Origin of the sequence: Glutamicibacter creatinolyticus, from assembly GCF_006094275.1 — a bacterium.
Lineage (GTDB): Bacteria > Actinomycetota > Actinomycetes > Actinomycetales > Micrococcaceae > Glutamicibacter > Glutamicibacter creatinolyticus.
Map to the genome: position 1 here is coordinate 368744 of NZ_CP034412.1, position 16279 is coordinate 385022.

The following is a 16279-nucleotide window of genomic DNA, read 5'->3' on the forward strand; positions in this document are numbered from 1 at the left end:
TGGGCGGGTCAGGCGTGCGGCCAGCCGGTGTAGGACTCGGCCAGGTATTGCTGGCCGAAGCGCGAAGAGGTCACGGTTTCCAGCTCTCCCAGGGCGCGGCGGGTCATGAACGGGTCGGCGCCCACGGGGGTGTGGAGCATGGAGGTCATCCAGTACGAAAAGTTCTGGGCCTTCCAGACCCGCTTCAGCGCCAGGTCCGAGTAGCCGGCCAGGAGCCGGTCACTGCCGGTGGTGTAAAACGAGTCGATGGCCTCGAACAAGACCTTCACATCCGCGAAGGCCAGGTTCAGGCCCTTCGCCCCGGTGGGCGGGACCGTGTGCCCGGCATCTCCGGCCAGGAACAGCCGGCCGTGGGAGAGCGGTTCGCGGACAAAGGAGCGGAACCCCAGCACGGTTTTGTCGAAGATTGGCCCGGTCGCCAGCTGGAAGCCATCCGGTCCATCCACCCGCCGCTGCAGCTCGCTCCAGATCCGGTCCTCGCTCCAGTCATCAACGTTTTCGTTCGGATCGCACTGGAAGTACATGCGCTGCACCGTCTCGGAGCGCTGGGAGATGAGCGCGAATCCGTGGGGGGAGTTCGCATAGATCAGTTCCGGAGAGGACTTTGGGGCCTGGGTGAGGATGCCGAACCAGGCGAAGGGGTATTCGACCTTGAAGTCATTGCGCTGGGCTGCCGGCATCTGGCGGCGGGTAAAGGAACGCGACCCGTCGGCGCCCACGATCACGTCAGCGTGCACCTCGAACAGGGTGCCCGCGGCGTCGGTGAAGCGGAACTTCGGGGTGTCGGTTTCGATGCCCAGGATCTCGGTGACTTCGGCCTCGTAGCGCACGTCCCCACCATCGCGCTTGCGTGCCGCGGCCAGGTCGATGAAGACCTCGTTTTGGGCGTACAGGGTGACCGTGGCGTCCACCAGGTCGCGGAAATCCAGCGGATGGGACTCGCCGTTGAAGCGCAGGTCGATGCCGGCGTGCTCGTCGCCCTCGGTCAATACCCGGCCGTTGACCCCGCTGTCGGTCAGCATGGCCACGGCCTGGGCCTCAAGGATGCCAGCGCGGTGGGTATTGCGGATCGTTTCGTGATCCCGTTTTTCCACCACGATGTTCTCGATGCCTGCCTGGGCCAGCAGATGCGAGAGCATGAGCCCGGCCGGACCGCCGCCGATGATGCCCACCTGGGTGCGGATGATCCGGGGAGTCTGCGTCATTGAAGCCTGCCTCAGCGTTCGGGGCCGTGTCTGCCGCTACGCCGATTCTCGGCGGGCAGGGCGACATGGGTGGGGACAAGAGATTGACTTCAAGAATGCAGTGACGTGGGGAAAAAACACATCATGCTTCTCATTGAATAAGAATATTTATGGGCAGTGCGTTGGGAAGCCTGAAATGCGGCGCCCGCCCCGGGCCGGTCACCCGGGTGGCCGCCGCATTTTCAGCATCGGGAAGGTGCGGGACGAATGCTTCCGTCCTAGATGCCCTCGCGCCGGCCGCGCATCAACAGCAGGAGGGTGACGCCCAGCAGCAGCAACATGAAGGCGCCAAAGCCGAGCACCGATGGCGCCAGCGCAATGAACTGCATCAGTGCGCCAAGCAGCAGGACCGGCACTGACATTCCCAGGTAGCCGGCCAGGAAAATGCCGGCCAGGGCTTCGCCGCGCTGGGCCGGGGAGGCAATGGAAATGGCGGTGCCGATTCCTGCCTTGAACGACATCCCCGAGCCTGCACCGGCCACCAGTCCGCCAATGACCAGCAGCGCCAGGGACGCCACCAGGATGCTGGCGGTCACCAGGAGCAGGCCGATACCCAGGCAGGCCAGACCCGCCGTGGTCTGCCGGTGCAGGCTCCAGCGCGAGGAAACCACCTGCATCGCGGCAGCCGCGGCAAAGACCACGAAGGCCACGGCGCCGGAGACCACATGGGAGGAGATGGCCAGCTCGCCGGCAATCAAAGCCGGGGCCAGGGAGGTGAACAGCCCAAACATGGCAAATCCGACAAATGCCATCATCGCCGCGGCCGCAAAGCGCGAATGGGCCTCCGGGGGCACCGAAACCCTTTGTGGCCGATATTTCCAGTTGCGATCCACCTGCACGGTTTCCGGGACACGGACCAGTGACAGCAGGCCGAGCAGCAGCAGCGCGGCAAAGACAATGTAGGTGGTGTAGAGCGGAGCCGGGGCAAACTCCGCCAGCATTCCAGAGACCAAAGGCCCCAGACCCAGCCCGCCGATGTTGGCGGCGGTGGCGATGACCTCGGCCCGGCGCAAGCCCGTCCCCGGGCGGGAAGTGGCGTGCAGTTCGGTCATGCAGGCGGTCGCGGTCGCGGTCAACATGCCCACCCCAAGGCCCGAGACGAAACGCGCGGTGAGCAGCCCGGGCAGGTCCTGCCAGAAGATGAAGACGAGTGTGGAGATGAAAACCAGGGCCACGGCGGGCACCAGGATGCGGCGCCGGCCGACACGGTCGGAGATATGTCCGGCCAGAAACAGGCTCACCACCACGCCGAGGGCGTAGGCGGCAAAGATGAGGGTGACGGTAAAGGAGCTGAACCCTGACCGCTGTTGATACAGGACGTAGAGCGGGGCCGGGGCGGAGGCAAAGGCCATCGAGGTCAGGAACGCGAAGGCGACAATCCAAAAGCCGCGGCCGTGCTGCACGGCGGGTGCGGAGCGGGTTGCCGCGGGGGAAGATGAAACGGGCATGAATCCATCATCCGTGGCGGTGTTGATCGCGTCCAACGATAAATGTTGATTGCTTGCATCTTGCTTGGTGATACTGAAGCATGCAGTTATCCCAGATCCAGTACTTCCTGGCCGTCGCCGAACAGCTGAGCTTCACCCGTGGGGCACAGGAGTTGAACGTGGTCCAGTCGGCCGTCTCGGCGGGAATCAAGCAGCTTGAACGCGAACTGGGAACCCAGCTTTTCGTCCGTCAGGGGCGCAGCGTTCGCCTGGCTCCCGCGGGGGAGGCGCTGCTGCCCCGGGCACGGGCCATCCTGGCGGAAGTGGATGGCGCGCGGGATGCAGTCGATGCCGTGGGAGGAATGGTGCGCGGCACGGTGTCGCTGGGCACCCTGTCCTACCTGGGGGCCTTGGATATGGGGAAGGTGCTGCTGGAGATTCATCGACGGTATCCGGAAGTCGTAGTCAAGCTGCGGCTGACCGTGGAGGGGACGCGCACCAGTCTGGCTGCTGTGCAGGAGGGAACGCTGAACCTGGCACTGCTCTCGGTCAGTAATCCCCAGGTCGCGGGGATAGCGCTGCATGAGATCCATGCCGAGCCAATGGTCCTGGTCATCCCGGCGGGGCATCGACTCGCCGGGCGTCAGCAGGTCGACCTTTCGGAAATTGCCGGGGAACAGTACGTGGACTTCCCCGAAGGTTGGGGAAACCGAACCACCATTGACTCCGCGTTCTCCGCGCAGGGACTGCACCGTAGCGTGCGCACGGAGGTCGTCTCACTGGATTTCGCGCTGGAGCTTGTCCGGCAGGAGCTGGGTGTCGCCTTTTTGCCGCAGTCCACCGTCGAGCGCTCGGGGACCCAGGGAATCTGGGCGGTGCCGGTGCCCCTGAAGTGGCGAATTCAGCTGGCCCGCGCCACGAATCGGCAGCCGACCGCCGCCGAAGACGTGGTCATGCGGGCCATCCTTGCCGAAGCACGCAATGCCAAATAGACCGACCAGCCTAGGCAGCATCAAGCCCGTGCGCGCTGTGGGGGAGCCGGCGGCCCGGGTTAACCGTCGGCGGCGTAGCCCAGGGCCCGCGAGATGCCTCGTGCCGCAGTGCGCAGAGCCATGGCCGCGGCGGGCAGCGTTGCAGAGCCCCGGGGAACCACCACAGCCAACACGGCCGCCGCGTACCCCTGACCGTCAAGAATCGGGGCCGCCGCCCCGGTGGTCTCGGGATCGATAAAGCCATCGAAGGTGGCGTAGCCGCGGCGTCGGATCTCAGCCAGCTCATGACGCAGCCGGGGATGGTAGTCGAGGACGGCTTCCTCGTGTCGGCTCAGGTAGTCCTCCAGTACCGGGGCCGGGGAGTAGGCCAGTAGCGCCATGCCCATGGAGGTGCGGTGGATCGGCATGCGCCCGGCAACGCTGGCCTGATTGACCACCGACCCGGGACGGGAGAGACGCTCAATGACCAGGACGTCATCCTGATGCAGCATCGCCAGCTGGGTGTTCTGGCCCAGAAGCTGATTGATGTCCTCCATAAAGGGCAGCGCTGCGGTGCGTAGGTCCTGGGTAGCGGCACTGCGGTTGGCCAGCTCCCACAGCCGCAGCCCCAGTGAAATTTGTCCTTCGTGATCACGCGCCAGCAAACCGTGGCCGACCAGATCCTCAATCAAGCGGTACATGGTGGCGCGGGGAATCTGGGCGCGCCGAGCCAGGGCGGCGACCGAAAGCTTCGGGGTCTTGGGGTCAAAGGAATCCAGGATCCGCACAATGCGGTCCAGCATGGAATCCCCACTGGGCGAGTTGGCCATGAATCAACTTTAGTCTGTTGACGGCAGAGGGAATATTGGCGAACGAGTGGGAGGGGCTGGGAGATGCGCTGGGCATGGTGGGGGAACCCGGCAGGTCTCCTAGGGGACGGAATGAGTAAGAGTGTGCCGGGGCCATCCTGTGGCACCGGCACACTCTTACTCAATTGTTGGCCCCGGGATTCGTCCGTTTGCCGCTAGGAGGACTTCGGCTTGGGGATCTGCGCGATGACCAGGACCGCGATCAATGCAGCACCCCCGTAGAGGAAGAACGCCCCAGGATATGCGGTCCCCGCGGCCACCATGAGACCGGTGACGTAGGGGCCGATAATCGCGCCGAAACGCCCGATCCCCGAAGCCAAACCGATGCCGGTGGCCACCATGTCACGAGGATAGACGTGCCCGGCATAGACGTACATCAGGCATTGGGCGCTGAAAACAAAGACGCCGGTGATGAAGAGGACCACCGTGAGCAATGCCTGGCTTCCGAAGGGCAGGGCCAGAAGAACCAGGAAGACAGCCGAGGCGGCGAACCAGAGCAGGGAAACCAGTTTGATTCCCTTCGCATCGGCGGCATAGGCGCTGATGATGAGCCCGGCGATCGCACCTAGGTTCAGGACAAAGAGCATCGTCAGGGAGTCGGCCACCGGGTAGCCGGCGGCGCCCATGATCTTGGGCAACCAGGCGTTCAATCCATAGACCAGGACCAGACCCATAAACGCCGCAATCCACAAGCCGATCGAGCTGCGCAAGTACTTGGGCTTGAGCACATCTGCCAGCGAGCTGCGCTCTCCCGCGGGGCGCACTTCGCTTTCGGGGAGCTTGAACCAAAGCAGGCCGAGCAGCACCAGGCCTAGTCCGCCGCCCAGATAGTAAAGCAACGACCAGTGCATGCCCGCGGCCCGGCCAGCCAGGGAGGCCAGCACGGCACCCAGGTGATATCCGACCATGGGCAGGTTGTTGGCCAGGGCCCGGCGTCCAACCGGCGCGTTCTCCTGCATCAACGCCAGGGCCACCGGCATGCATCCACCGAGTCCCAGACCTGCGATAAAACGCACCAACCCCATCAGTGCCGCATTGGGCATCAGCGGAAAGACCAGCGTGAAGGCCGAAAACACCAGAACCGCCAGGAGCAGGGGGCGTCGACGGCCAAAGTGGTCGGCCAAACGCCCCATGAGCGCGGCTCCCACTCCGACGCCGATCAGGGAAAACGTGTTTACCCAGTTCATGGCGGCGACACTGAAGCCTCCGATGTCCGGGTCGGTCAATACGGGAATGGTGGCTCCCAACGCCACGATGTCGTAGCCCTCGAAGACCACGATGAAGAAGCAGAGGGCGGCAATCCAGCCGCCAAGTTTTTGCGGCCTGGTGCCGCTAAGCGACGTAGTCAAGGTGGCTCCCTTCGAGTCCCGCCGACGAAGTGGCGGTGATGTGCGTCATAGCAAAGTGATGTTAGCATCAAATTCACTTCACGCACACTAGTTCGCATAGCGAACTTCTTTGCTAGTATTGAGCGCGAGGGCTGGGGCTGATATTGTTCGTTTTACGAACGAAAGTTCACAGTATGAACATCGAACGGTAATGGAGCAGTGACTTAATGCAGCAGGCCTATCTCTATGACGCGATCCGTACGCCTTTTGGCAAGCTGGGCGGGAGCCTGTCAGGGCACCGGCCGGATGATCTTGCCGCGCACGTGATCCGCGAACTGGTGGCCCGCGCGCCGCAGCTGGATGTCTCCGCCCTCGATGAGGTTATTTTCGGCAACGCCAACGGGGCCGGCGAGGAGAACCGGAATGTCGCGCGCATGGCCACGCTGCTGGCCGGGCTGCCCACCTCCATCCCCGGCACCACCATGAACCGGTTGTGCGGTTCCTCCCTGGACGCGGCCATCGCCGCCTCCCGCGAGGTCGCCACGGGGGATGCGGACCTGGTGCTTGTCGGGGGAGTGGAGTCCATGAGCCGTGCGCCATGGGTGCTGCCCAAGACCGAGCGCCCCTTCCCCATGAACAACCTGGAACTGGCCAACACAACCCTGGGGTGGCGCCTGGTCAATCCGTCCATGCGTGGGGAATGGACCGTTTCGCTTGGTGAAGCGACCGAGCAGCTGCGTGAAAAGTACCAGATCAGCCGCGAAGACCAGGACCAGTTCGCGGCGACCTCCCACCAGCAGGCTGCCGCCGCCTGGCAGGCCGGCAAGTACGACAACCTTGTCGTGCCGGTGCCCCCGGCGTCCAAGAAGGGCACCGAAGTCACCCGCGACGAGACCGTCCGCCCGGACTCGACGGCGGAAACCCTCTCCGGACTGCGCACCGTGTTCCGCCCGGCCGAAACCGGAACCGTGACCGCAGGGAATGCCTCACCCATGAATGACGGGGCCTCGGCAGCCTTCATTGGCTCGGAAGCCGGAGGACAGGCGCTCGGGTTGGACCCGCTGGCCCGCATCATCTCCAATGCGGCCCACGCCCTGGACCCGCAGTACTTCGGCTTCGCCCCTGTCGAGGCCGCCAACAAGGCGCTGTCCAAGGCTGGACTGTCGTGGAACGACATCGCCGCGGTGGAACTGAACGAGGCGTTTGCGGCGCAGTCGCTGGCCTGCCTGCGCGCCTGGGACATTGACCCGGGCATCGTCAACGCCTGGGGCGGGGCCATCGCCATCGGCCACCCGTTGGGCGCCTCGGGCCTGCGCATCCTGGGGACCTTGGCCCGCCGGCTGCAGGAGTCGGGGCAGCGCTACGGCCTGGCGGCCATTTGCATTGGCGTTGGCCAGGGCCTGGCCGTGGTCATCGAGAACGTCAACGCCGCCAACTAGCCACACCGGGGGTTCGCCCCTCCCCAAGGATTTTCGCTCAGAGAGGTAGACACTGATGGCACCACGTATCGCCACCTCGCCCGCCGAGGCCGTGGCCCAAGTGAAGGACGGCTCCACCGTCCTGATCGGCGGCTTCGGCAACGCCGGGCAACCCATGGAACTGATCGACGCCCTGCTTGATGGCGGGGCCACGAACCTGACCGTGGTGAACAACAACGCCGGACAGGCCGACGCGGGCCTGGCCCTGCTGATCAAGGAACGCCGGGTAAAGAAGATCATCTGCTCCTTCCCCCGCCAATCCGATTCCTGGCACTTCGATGAGGCCTACCGGGCCGGGGACATCGAGCTGGAACTGGTTCCGCAGGGAAACCTGGCCGAACGCATTCGTGCGGCGGGCGCCGGGATCGGCGGATTCTTCACCCCCACCGGCTACGGCACGCTGCTGGCCGAGGGCAAGGAAACGCGCATGATTGACGGGCGCGGTTATGTCCTGGAGACCCCGATCCACGCCGATGTCGCACTGATCAAGGCGCTGCGGGCCGACACCCACGGCAACCTGGTCTACCGCAAGACCGCGCGCAACTTCGGACCAATCATGGCCACAGCCGCCAAGCAGGCCATTGTCCAGGTTGATGAGATCGTGCCGGTGGGCGGCATCGACCCGGAGGTCGTGGTGACCCCGGGCATCTACGTGGACACCATGGTGGCACTGGGAGGGAAGAACTGATGGGCACGCTGCTGCACACCGACGAAAAACTGACCCGCGATGCGATGGCCCAGATGGTGGCCGCGGACATCCCCGCCGGTGCCTTCGTCAACCTTGGCATTGGCCAGCCCACCAACGTTTCCAACTTCCTCACCGCCGAACAGGGCGTCACCCTGCACACCGAGAACGGAATGCTGGGCATGGGACCGGTGGCCACCGGGGAGCAGGTGGACGAGGACCTGATCAACGCCGGTAAGATTCCGGTCACCGAGCTGCCCGGAGCCAGCTTCTTCCACCACGCCGACTCCTTCGCCATGATGCGCGGCGGGCACCTGGATGTCTGTGTGCTCGGGGCCTTCCAGGTCTCGGCCGCCGGGGATCTGGCCAACTGGCACACCGGAGCCGAAGGGGCGATCCCGGCCGTTGGCGGCGCCATGGACCTGGCCATCGGCGCCAAGCAGACCTGGGTCATGATGAGCCTGTTTACGAAGAACGGAGACTCCAAGCTGGTGGACCAGCTCAGCTATCCGGTTACCGGGCTCGGCTGCGTCTCGCGAATCTATACGGAGGTCGCGGTCTTTGAGCTGCGCCAGGGGCAGGTGTTCGTGCGCTCCACCCACGGGATCAGCTTCGAGGAGCTTCAGGCCAAGCTGCCGGTCGAACTCGCCCGCGGCTAAACGCGCCAGGCCGCCGCGGGCATCCGCGGAGGCGGTGCTCGCCAACAACCAGTAAATTAGGAGGGGCACGCGCCATCCCAGGCCGCGTGCCCCTTCACCATCCCCGCAGCACGGCACCCCGTGGGCGGAGCACATCAATCAGGAGAGCCTTGAGCAGCGAGAACAGCGAGAACAGCACGTCGGCGAAGACCTCGGTGCAGTCCCTGGCCCGCGGGCTGCAGGTCATCCGCAGCTTCGACGCCGAACACACGTCCATGACGCTGTCCGAGGTCGCCGCACGCACCGGACTGTCCCGGGCCACCGCGCGCCGATTCCTGCACACCCTGGCCGAGCTGGGCTACGTGCGCACGGACGGGAAGCAGTTCGCGCTCACCGCGCTGGTGCTGCAGCTGGGGTATGCCTACCTGTCCAGCGCCACCCTGCCGCAACTCATTGAACCGGTGCTGGAGGAGCTCTCCGCAAGTGTCGGGGAATCGGCCTCCGCCTCCGTGCTGCAGGGCAGTGAAATCATGTACATCGCCCGCGTGCACACCCGCTCCATCATGCAGGTGGGGATCTCTGTGGGGACCCGCTTCCCGGCGCTGAGCACCTCCATGGGCCGGGTGCTGCTGGCCCATCAGCCGGCGCAAACCGTGCAGCAGGTCCTCCAGGACACTCCTGCTGCACTGACCCCGCGCACCATCACCGACGCCAAGGCCCTGGAAGCGGAACTGGAGAAGGTCCGGGAACGGGGGTATGCCCTGGTGGACCAGGAGCTGTCCGTCGGACTGCGCTCGGTGGCTGTTCCGGTGTTCAGCAAGGACGGCAGCATCGTGGCGGCCATGAACGTATCCATGAGCGTGGGACCCGACAGCCCGGCCGATGCGCAGGAAGCGGCCCAGCGGGTGCTCCCGCAGCTGCTGCGGGCGGCCGGCCAGGTCGAGGAGGCGCTCGCCGCGCGGCGCTAGTTATCAAGAGATGTACTGACTCGGAATATCTTCGGTTCAGGCTCAGTTCACGTCCATTTCGCAGAGCTGTTGCCCGAGCGCGAAACAGTAGGCGGTGTTGTATTCGAAACACAGGAGAACCGCTGACGTGAACATTCGATCGCTTTGCCTTGGGGCGCTTTCAGCCCTCATGCTCGCCGGGCTGGGGCTGCCGGCCGCCGCCGCTCCGGCACCCCACTTACAAGACGAACCCCTACTCATCGGCCACCGGGGAGCTGCCGGAGTAGCTCCGGAAAACACGCTTCCCGCCATCAAAGCCGGCAGCCAGTCCGGTGCCGAATTCATCGAAATCGACGTGCAGCTCAGCCGCGACGGCGTCCCGTTCGTCTTCCATGACGACACCCCGGCACGCACCACGAATGTCGAGCAGGTGTTCCCAGGCCGCGAGCATCAGCCGATCACGTCATTTACCTGGGATGAGCTGCAGCAGCTGGATGCTGGCTCCTATTTCTCCGCGGCCTACGCCGGGGAACGCATCCCGCACTTTGACCAGGTGCCGCAGGCCGTTACCGGCACTACCGGGGTTTTCATTGAGATCAAGTCGCCCAAGAATTCGCCGGGCGTCGAAGAAGTGGTGGCCAAGGCGCTGGAGCAGGAGCGCAGCTGGTCCCGGCTGCTCGATGCCGGGCGCATTGAAGTGCTCGGCTTTGACGCCGAATCCAACCAGCGGTTCGCGCAGCTGGCCCCCGAGGTGCCGTTGCAGCAGCTGGCCGGCACCGTGCCGGATGCCGCCACCTTGGAAGGCTACTCCCGATTCGCAGACGCCTTCGGCACCAGCTATCGGACCCTGGATGCGGCCGGTGCCGAACGGGTCAAGCGGGCCGGGCTCGGCCTGGGCGTCTACACCGTGAACTCCACCGAGTCTGCCGATGCCGCCAGGCAGCTGGGCGTGGAACGCATTACCGGTGATTTCCCGGCCCAGCTCTCCCGGCACTTCTCCGGTCGTGACCCGTTTCCGGGCAAGCCCGGTTTGGTGATCCACTCATCGGTCAACGACGTGCCGGGCAATGACCTGCAGCCCGAGACCGGTGAACACGTGGTGCTGAGCAACCCCGGGCCCCGTTCGGTCGATGCCTCGGGCTATCTGTTGCGCGATGCCGCCAATAACCTGCTGCAGATTCCTGCCGGCTACACCATCCCCGCCGGAGGCCAGCTGCGCGTCTACCCTGGCCCCGGCACCAACAGCATGGATGCCTTCTACGCCGATATGGGCAGCGCAATCCTGAACAACGGTGGTGACTCGCTGGGGTTGTGGAACGGGCAGGGCAAACTCGTGGACACCTTCGCCAACTAGCCGGCCCGGATCCGCCAACGTCACAATCCCATCCACCGCTTCTGCCCCTGCCGGCTTGGGGGACCCACAGATTCCCAAGCCAGCAGGGGCAGGGGCGTGCCGGGAGCGAAAAACTGATGAAAGCCCCCACCACGCGACACGCGCGCCCTGCGACACGGTTTGCCCCGCCCCGGGAAAACCGGGTTCACTAAGGGTGGGGAAATTGGGGTCCGAACCTTGTGCCACTGCACTGGAACGGCAAAGTCGCAGGGGGAGCATTGGGCGTAAACGAACTGAAATGCAAGCTTCGAACCGTTACCGGCAACTGGTGGAGCGCCGCGACCGGGCGTGGCCCGCGAACGCTGTTGGGACGAAGCTTTCCCTGGCATCTGTGCCTGGTGGCCACCACCTTCTGGGTTGGGGAAATCCATGATCCGAACGCCCACGACGGCTCGCAGATGATCAGTGCCTACGACGGATGGTGGTACGAGCGCTACGGCGGATGTGACGGCGTGGTCGAAGACGGCGTCTGCAACACGGAGGTTCGTGAGGCGGCCAACAACTATTTCCCGAAGCACATGACACCCCAGCAGAACCCCTTCTACCTGGACCTGCCGTTCAATGACGTGACCAACGAGAAGGCGTTCTCGCAGCGCCACCTGATCCCGTGGGCCAACGACTTCGGCTATGCCGGAAATCTGGAGAACAAGAATTTCTCCTACATGAAGAACCGCTGGGTTGAATTGAGCTTTCGGGGCAAGACCTGTTTCGCCCAGATCGCCGATGCGGGCCCTGTCGTCTACGACGACTTTGAGTATGTTTTCGGGGAGAACAACGAACGCCCGAAGAACTCCGAGTTCAACGGGGCCGGAATGGATGTTTCCCCGGCAGTCGTTGGATGTCTGGGCTTTGATGCGCTGAACGGAACCCAGGCCGGGGTCTCGTGGCGGTTCGTCGATGAAGTCGATGTCCCCGACGGACCGTGGAAGATTGTGGTGACCGAAAGCGGCTACGACTGGAGCAGCGGCGGTCCGCAGGCCAACCAGTAAGCTATTCGCCGGATCTGCCCGTTGCCTTCTCGGATGTAGGTGACTCCTTGCCGCCATCCGAACCTGAGGTCGATCAGGTGCCCGATGCTGCCGCTAGATTGTGCGCGTCAGTGTCGCGGGCCGTGTCCGCCGCCGGTGATGCGCTGTTCGAGCAGGTGTTCCAGCAGCGGGTCCAGAACCGCCAAGCCGTCACGCACTCCTCCGGTGGAGCCAGGCAGGTTCACGATCAGGCAGGAGCCGGCGAAACCGGCGACCCCGCGGGTGAGGACGGACAGCGGGGTCACCGCTTCACCGCGACGGCGAATGGCCTCAATGACTCCGGGCAGCTGCACCTGCAGCAGCGGCGCCGTCTGCTCGGGGGTGAGATCGGTGGGGGAGACCCCGGTGCCGCCGGTGGTCAGGATGAGCCGGGGTTCACCCGCCAGCAGCTGGCGCAGTCCGACACCGACCTCCGGCCCGTCGGCGGTAATACGAAGATCCACGGTGAAGCCGCGCTGTTGCAGCCACTGGCTGATCACCGGCCCGGTGCGGTCCGGGTTCGTCCCGGCGGCTGCGCTGGTGGAGGCCACCAGCACCCCGGCGCGGCGCACGGCGGCGGCTGCATCAGTCACGGGCCCAGTCCCCGGATTTTCCGCCGGATTTGGCCAGTACCCGGATGCCGGTGACCTCGGCGTGCTTGTCCACGGCCTTGACCATGTCATAGAGGGTCAGCGCGGCGACGCTGGCGGCGGTCAACGCCTCCATCTCCACCCCGGTGACCCCCTTGGTGGTCACCTGCGCGCTCACCCGCACCGCCGACTCCTCGGCAGTGAAGTCCACCGACACCTTCGAAATCGGCAGCGGGTGGCACAACGGCACCAGCTCCCAGGTGCGTTTAGCCGCCATGATCCCGGCGATGCGGGCCGTGCCCAGCGCCTCACCCTTGGGCAAGTTGCCGCTCATCAGCATCTGCACCACGTCCGGGCGGGTGACGAACACGGCTTCCGCGGTGGCCACCCGCTTGGTGACCTGCTTGTCGCTGACATCAACCATGGCCGCGCTGCCATCGGCGCGCAGGTGGGTCAGCTGCTGCTCGCCGGACGGGTTCGAATCAGCTGCGTGTGGGGCGTTTGAGTCAGTCATGGAATCTCCAAGTGTCTACCTTGGTGCCGGCCGGAAGGTGGGCGACACCGACGGGAAGGTGCACGAGCACATCGGCCCGTGCCAGGTCGTGAATCAGGTGGGAGCCGGGATCCAATACGGTGACCTGCCCGTCGTTGAGCAGTCCGCGGCGCACCTGGTGCTTGTCGCCCGGGGAATGCACCTCGTTGGCCAGGGCGTACTGTTCGGGGACGGGCTCGGCCACTGCGGCCAGGCGACGCAGGCTGGGGGCCAGGAACAGTTCCAGCGAGAGCAGCGCGCTGACCGGGTTGCCCGGGAAGCAGAGCACCGGGGTGCCCTCCAGCAGCGCGAAGCCCTGCGGACCACCGGGTTGCAGGGCCACATGGTGGAAACTGCCGCCGGAGGGGGCCAGCGCCTCGCGCACCACCTCGTAGGCCCCGGCGCTGATGCCGCCCACCGTGAGGATGAGATCCACCTCCCGCGCCTGCTTGGCCAGTTCGCGGGTCAGCGCCGACGCATCATCGGGCAGCCGCAGAACCTCCACCTGGGCGCCATAGCCGCGCAGCACCGCCGCGAGCATCGGTGAATTTGAATCGGGGATCCGCCCGGACTCGGCGGTCCCGCCCATCAGCTCATTGCCGGTGGTGCACACCAGCACCCGCAGCCGTGTGCGCACCGGAACCCCGCGCACGCCACTGGCCGCCAGCGCCCCGATCAGGGTGGGTGTCAGCCGGGTGCCGGCCTCCGCGACCACGGCACCGGCCTGCAGGTCCTGGCCGAGCGGCCGGATGAAGCGCCCGGGCTCCGCGGGCTGCGTGAAGGTCGCCACCCCGCTCGGCTCGCCCTCGCCCCGGCGCACCAGCGGACCGAAAGCGCCCTGCATAGTGGCCTCCACCGGAATGACGGTGTCCGCCCCGGAGGGGATCACAGCTCCGGTCATCACCGGGGACACGGTGCCGGGCAGCAGTTCGATTTGCCGGTCCCCGGCCGCGGCGGTCACCCCCAGCGGCAGCTGCACCGGGTGCTCGGTGCTCGCGCCGGCCAGCTCCGCGCTGCGGGCGGCGAACCCGTCCATCTGCGAATTGGTGAAGGCGGGAATGGGCAGGGGCGCGGTGATGCGGGCCGCGGTGACGCGTCCGGGCAGATCGGCGGCGTCGACGCCCAGCGTCTGGGTGCCCAACGCCGCGATCACCGGATCCAGCAGCGCCGCGATTTCCGCGCGGTGGGTTTCCAGGGTGCAGCTCATGGGCTATCCGCCGGCGAAGGGAGGCAGCACGTCCACGGTCAGGTCGGCGTCATCGCCCAGCTCACCGTCATCGCGCCGGACCACCCCGTTGATCAGGAAGCTGCCCGCCCGCAGGACCTGGGCCATGGCATCGCCATAAGCGCCGGCCAGCTCGGTGCGCAGCTGGGACAGTGAATCGGGGCGCGCCCAGCGCTCCTGCTCGGTGCCCGCCGCGGCCGCCGCCGCGGCGAAGTAGCGTATCGTAATCTGCGACATGACTTCATGCTATCGCCTATCCTCCGGCGCGGCCGGGCGCGTAGGATCCGACTATGAGTGATCGTGCGTTTAAGCCCCTGGTCGACCCGGCCCCTGCGCTGAGCGACGAGCAGCTGGCCCGGGCCCAGCGCCAGCTGTCCCTGCCCGGATTCGGGGAGGCGTCCCAGCGCCGCCTGGCCGCCGCCCGCGTGCTGGTGATCGGGGCCGGGGGACTGGGCAGCGCCTGCATCCCGTACCTGGTCGGTGCCGGGGTGGGCACCGTGGGCATCGTGGATGACGACGTGGTGGAGCTGTCCAACCTGCACCGCCAGATCACCCACACCACCGCCAACATCGGGCTGCCCAAAACCGCCTCGCTGGCCGCCGCCGCGCGCGCCCTGGACCCCGGGGTGCGGATCATCGAACACCACCTGCGGTTGACCTCCGCGGACGCGTTGGAGATCTTCTCCGGCTACGACCTGGTGATCGATGGCAGCGACAACTTCCCGACCCGCTACCTGAGCAACGACGCCGCCCAGCTGACCGGCATCCCGCTGGTGTGGGGCTCGATCCTGCAGCACCACGGTCAGGTGTCCGTGGCCTGGCACGAACACGGACCGGGCTACCGCGACCTGTTCCCTCTCCCGCCGGCCCCGGGCACCGTGGCCGACTGTGCCACCGGGGGTGTGCTGCCCGGACTGTGCGGAACCATCGGCTCGCTGCTGGCCACCGAGGCGCTGAAGCTGATCACCGGGATCGGCGATCCGCTGGTGGGCCGGGTGCTGATCTACGATGCGTTGGGCGCAAGCACGCGCACCCTGGAGTACGCGCCGGATCCCACCGCGCCACCGGTGACCGAGCTGATCGACTATGAGCTGTTCTGTGCCGGCAACCTGCCGCAGCCCAAGCAGCTGGCCCCCGAGGCGCTGGTGGCTGCGCTGGCTTCGCAAGAACCCCCGTTCCTGCTGGATGTGCGCAACCCGCAGGAACGCGCCGCGCTGAACCTGCGCGGCTCCCATCACCTGCCGCTGCCGCAGCTGGAGGCGGCCATCGACGCGGGCTCGCAGCTGCCGGCGCTGCCCGAAACCCTGGTGGTCTACTGCGCCAGGGGTCCGCGGGCCCTGCGTGCCGCGCAGCTGCTGGCCGGGCGCGGCATCACCGCCTCCTATGTGCCCGGTGGCGCCCCAGCGGTCGCGCAGCTGGCCCCCGACCTGACCGAATCCGCGCTGCACCAGCAGTCATAAGAGTCCTAAGCAGAGGAGCTACGTGAGCTACGCACTGATCACCGACCAGCCCATCGATGAGGACGCCGTCAGGCAGGGCGTGCAATCGGACACCGCCGGAGCCGTGGTGCTGTTCCACGGGATCATCCGCAACCACGACGGCGGCCAGGCGGTGAACTCGCTGGACTACTCGCATCACCCGCAGGCGCAGGAATTCCTGGAGAAGATCCTGGCCGAGGAGGAGGCCCGCACCGGGTTGCGGCTGGCAGCCGTGCACCGGGTCGGGGCCCTGACCATCGGGGATGCCGCACTGGTTGCGGCATCCGCGGCCGCGCACCGGCGCGAGGCCTTCGAAGCCATCGAGAATCTGGTGGAGCGCATCAAGGCGGAGGTGCCCATCTGGAAGCGTCAGCACTTCACTTCGGGATCCTCCGAATGGGTGGGGCTCTAGTCTCAATGCTCGGCTCGTGCAGGGCTTGTTGAAGGGCGATGCCCGGACCCTGAAA

At 66.1% G+C, this 16279-nt stretch carries 17 protein-coding genes; 9 read left to right on the top strand and 8 right to left on the bottom strand.

Translation table 11 applies throughout. The features are described 5' to 3' along the window. Nucleotides 1–8: 8 nt before the first annotated feature. Both GcLGCM259_RS01750 and GcLGCM259_RS01755 read right to left on the bottom strand, forming a co-directional pair. A complete protein-coding gene (locus GcLGCM259_RS01750; RefSeq protein ID WP_138925579.1) occupies nucleotides 9–1205 on the bottom strand; it encodes a 4-hydroxybenzoate 3-monooxygenase in 1197 nt (398 codons plus the stop codon). A 257-nt stretch (nucleotides 1206–1462) separates the two neighbouring features. Further along, nucleotides 1463–2692 carry an MFS transporter gene (locus GcLGCM259_RS01755; RefSeq protein ID WP_138925580.1) on the bottom strand — a complete coding sequence of 410 codons (1230 nt, stop codon included), beginning with the start codon at nucleotides 2690–2692 and terminating at the stop codon, nucleotides 1463–1465. Between the two features lie 80 nt (nucleotides 2693–2772). Here GcLGCM259_RS01755 and GcLGCM259_RS01760 point away from each other — a divergent pair, with 80 nt between their 5' ends. After that, the gene (locus GcLGCM259_RS01760) at nucleotides 2773–3663 is read left to right on the top strand and encodes a LysR family transcriptional regulator (RefSeq protein ID WP_138925581.1); all 891 of its coding nucleotides are present in this window, start codon (nucleotides 2773–2775) and stop codon (nucleotides 3661–3663) included. Between the two features lie 59 nt (nucleotides 3664–3722). Here the strand turns inward: GcLGCM259_RS01760 and GcLGCM259_RS01765 are convergent, their stop codons facing one another. Further along, nucleotides 3723–4472 (bottom strand): IclR family transcriptional regulator, encoded by a 750-nt coding sequence (locus GcLGCM259_RS01765; RefSeq protein ID WP_138175088.1) that lies wholly within the window; start codon nucleotides 4470–4472, stop codon nucleotides 3723–3725. A 194-nt stretch (nucleotides 4473–4666) separates the two neighbouring features. Continuing rightward, nucleotides 4667–5860, bottom strand: coding sequence for an MFS transporter (locus GcLGCM259_RS01770; RefSeq protein ID WP_246049687.1), 1194 nt, complete (start codon nucleotides 5858–5860; stop codon nucleotides 4667–4669). Nucleotides 5861–6066: 206 nt separating this feature from the next. Between GcLGCM259_RS01770 and GcLGCM259_RS01775 the strand changes: the two genes are divergently transcribed. From GcLGCM259_RS01775 to GcLGCM259_RS01800, 6 genes are all read left to right on the top strand, one after another. Next, nucleotides 6067–7278 carry a thiolase family protein gene (locus GcLGCM259_RS01775; protein WP_138925582.1) on the top strand — a complete coding sequence of 404 codons (1212 nt, stop codon included), beginning with the start codon at nucleotides 6067–6069 and terminating at the stop codon, nucleotides 7276–7278. A 55-nt stretch (nucleotides 7279–7333) separates the two neighbouring features. Beyond that, on the top strand, nucleotides 7334–8005 hold the full coding sequence (locus GcLGCM259_RS01780; RefSeq protein WP_138925583.1) for a 3-oxoacid CoA-transferase subunit A: 672 nt from the start codon (nucleotides 7334–7336) through the stop codon (nucleotides 8003–8005). Beyond that, on the top strand, nucleotides 8005–8661 hold the full coding sequence (locus GcLGCM259_RS01785; protein ID WP_138925584.1) for a 3-oxoacid CoA-transferase subunit B: 657 nt from the start codon (nucleotides 8005–8007) through the stop codon (nucleotides 8659–8661). Before GcLGCM259_RS01780 ends, GcLGCM259_RS01785 begins: the two co-directional genes overlap by 1 nt. Nucleotides 8662–8810: 149 nt before the next feature. Next, entirely contained in the window at nucleotides 8811–9608 is a 798-nt protein-coding gene (locus GcLGCM259_RS01790; RefSeq protein ID WP_246049688.1) for an IclR family transcriptional regulator domain-containing protein, read from the top strand. A 127-nt stretch (nucleotides 9609–9735) separates the two neighbouring features. Further along, the gene (locus GcLGCM259_RS01795) at nucleotides 9736–10941 is read left to right on the top strand and encodes a glycerophosphodiester phosphodiesterase family protein (RefSeq protein ID WP_246049689.1); all 1206 of its coding nucleotides are present in this window, start codon (nucleotides 9736–9738) and stop codon (nucleotides 10939–10941) included. Nucleotides 10942–11318: 377 nt separating this feature from the next. Then, entirely contained in the window at nucleotides 11319–11969 is a 651-nt protein-coding gene (locus GcLGCM259_RS01800) for a hypothetical protein (protein ID WP_138175046.1), read from the top strand. A 107-nt stretch (nucleotides 11970–12076) separates the two neighbouring features. Here GcLGCM259_RS01800 and GcLGCM259_RS01805 read toward each other — a convergent pair whose 3' ends face one another. The 4 genes from GcLGCM259_RS01805 to GcLGCM259_RS01820 are packed head-to-tail and all read right to left on the bottom strand — an operon-like array spanning nucleotide 12077 to nucleotide 14571. Continuing rightward, the gene (locus GcLGCM259_RS01805) at nucleotides 12077–12580 is read right to left on the bottom strand and encodes a molybdopterin-binding protein (protein WP_246049690.1); all 504 of its coding nucleotides are present in this window, start codon (nucleotides 12578–12580) and stop codon (nucleotides 12077–12079) included. Beyond that, complete coding sequence (gene moaC / locus GcLGCM259_RS01810; RefSeq protein ID WP_138925587.1) at nucleotides 12573–13091, bottom strand: cyclic pyranopterin monophosphate synthase MoaC; 519 nt, start codon at nucleotides 13089–13091, stop codon at nucleotides 12573–12575. The genes GcLGCM259_RS01805 and moaC overlap by 8 nt, the downstream gene beginning before the upstream one ends. Beyond that, nucleotides 13084–14316 (bottom strand): molybdopterin molybdotransferase MoeA, encoded by a 1233-nt coding sequence (locus GcLGCM259_RS01815; protein ID WP_138925588.1) that lies wholly within the window; start codon nucleotides 14314–14316, stop codon nucleotides 13084–13086. The genes moaC and GcLGCM259_RS01815 overlap by 8 nt, the downstream gene beginning before the upstream one ends. Before the next feature lie 3 nt (nucleotides 14317–14319). After that, complete coding sequence (locus tag GcLGCM259_RS01820) at nucleotides 14320–14571, bottom strand: MoaD/ThiS family protein (RefSeq protein WP_138175032.1); 252 nt, start codon at nucleotides 14569–14571, stop codon at nucleotides 14320–14322. 53 nt (nucleotides 14572–14624) lie between these two features. Between GcLGCM259_RS01820 and GcLGCM259_RS01825 the strand changes: the two genes are divergently transcribed. Both GcLGCM259_RS01825 and GcLGCM259_RS01830 read left to right on the top strand, forming a co-directional pair. Next, entirely contained in the window at nucleotides 14625–15794 is a 1170-nt protein-coding gene (locus GcLGCM259_RS01825) for a ThiF family adenylyltransferase (protein ID WP_138925589.1), read from the top strand. A gap of 22 nt (nucleotides 15795–15816) precedes the next feature. Continuing rightward, a complete protein-coding gene (locus GcLGCM259_RS01830) occupies nucleotides 15817–16224 on the top strand; it encodes a molybdenum cofactor biosynthesis protein MoaE (RefSeq protein ID WP_138175028.1) in 408 nt (135 codons plus the stop codon). Nucleotides 16225–16279: the final 55 nt, after the last annotated feature.

Coding starts and splice junctions, on each gene's coding strand:
- GcLGCM259_RS01750 (WP_138925579.1), bottom strand. CDS start 1,205: ATGACGCAGACTCCCCGGATCATCCGCACCCAGGTGGGCATCATCGGC.
- GcLGCM259_RS01755 (WP_138925580.1), bottom strand. CDS start 2,692: ATGCCCGTTTCATCTTCCCCCGCGGCAACCCGCTCCGCACCCGCCGTG.
- GcLGCM259_RS01760 (WP_138925581.1), top strand. CDS start 2,773: ATGCAGTTATCCCAGATCCAGTACTTCCTGGCCGTCGCCGAACAGCTG.
- GcLGCM259_RS01765 (WP_138175088.1), bottom strand. CDS start 4,472: ATGGCCAACTCGCCCAGTGGGGATTCCATGCTGGACCGCATTGTGCGG.
- GcLGCM259_RS01775 (WP_138925582.1), top strand. CDS start 6,067: ATGCAGCAGGCCTATCTCTATGACGCGATCCGTACGCCTTTTGGCAAG.
- GcLGCM259_RS01780 (WP_138925583.1), top strand. CDS start 7,334: ATGGCACCACGTATCGCCACCTCGCCCGCCGAGGCCGTGGCCCAAGTG.
- GcLGCM259_RS01785 (WP_138925584.1), top strand. CDS start 8,005: ATGGGCACGCTGCTGCACACCGACGAAAAACTGACCCGCGATGCGATG.
- moaC (WP_138925587.1), bottom strand. CDS start 13,091: ATGACTGACTCAAACGCCCCACACGCAGCTGATTCGAACCCGTCCGGC.
- GcLGCM259_RS01815 (WP_138925588.1), bottom strand. CDS start 14,316: ATGAGCTGCACCCTGGAAACCCACCGCGCGGAAATCGCGGCGCTGCTG.
- GcLGCM259_RS01820 (WP_138175032.1), bottom strand. CDS start 14,571: ATGTCGCAGATTACGATACGCTACTTCGCCGCGGCGGCGGCCGCGGCG.
- GcLGCM259_RS01825 (WP_138925589.1), top strand. CDS start 14,625: ATGAGTGATCGTGCGTTTAAGCCCCTGGTCGACCCGGCCCCTGCGCTG.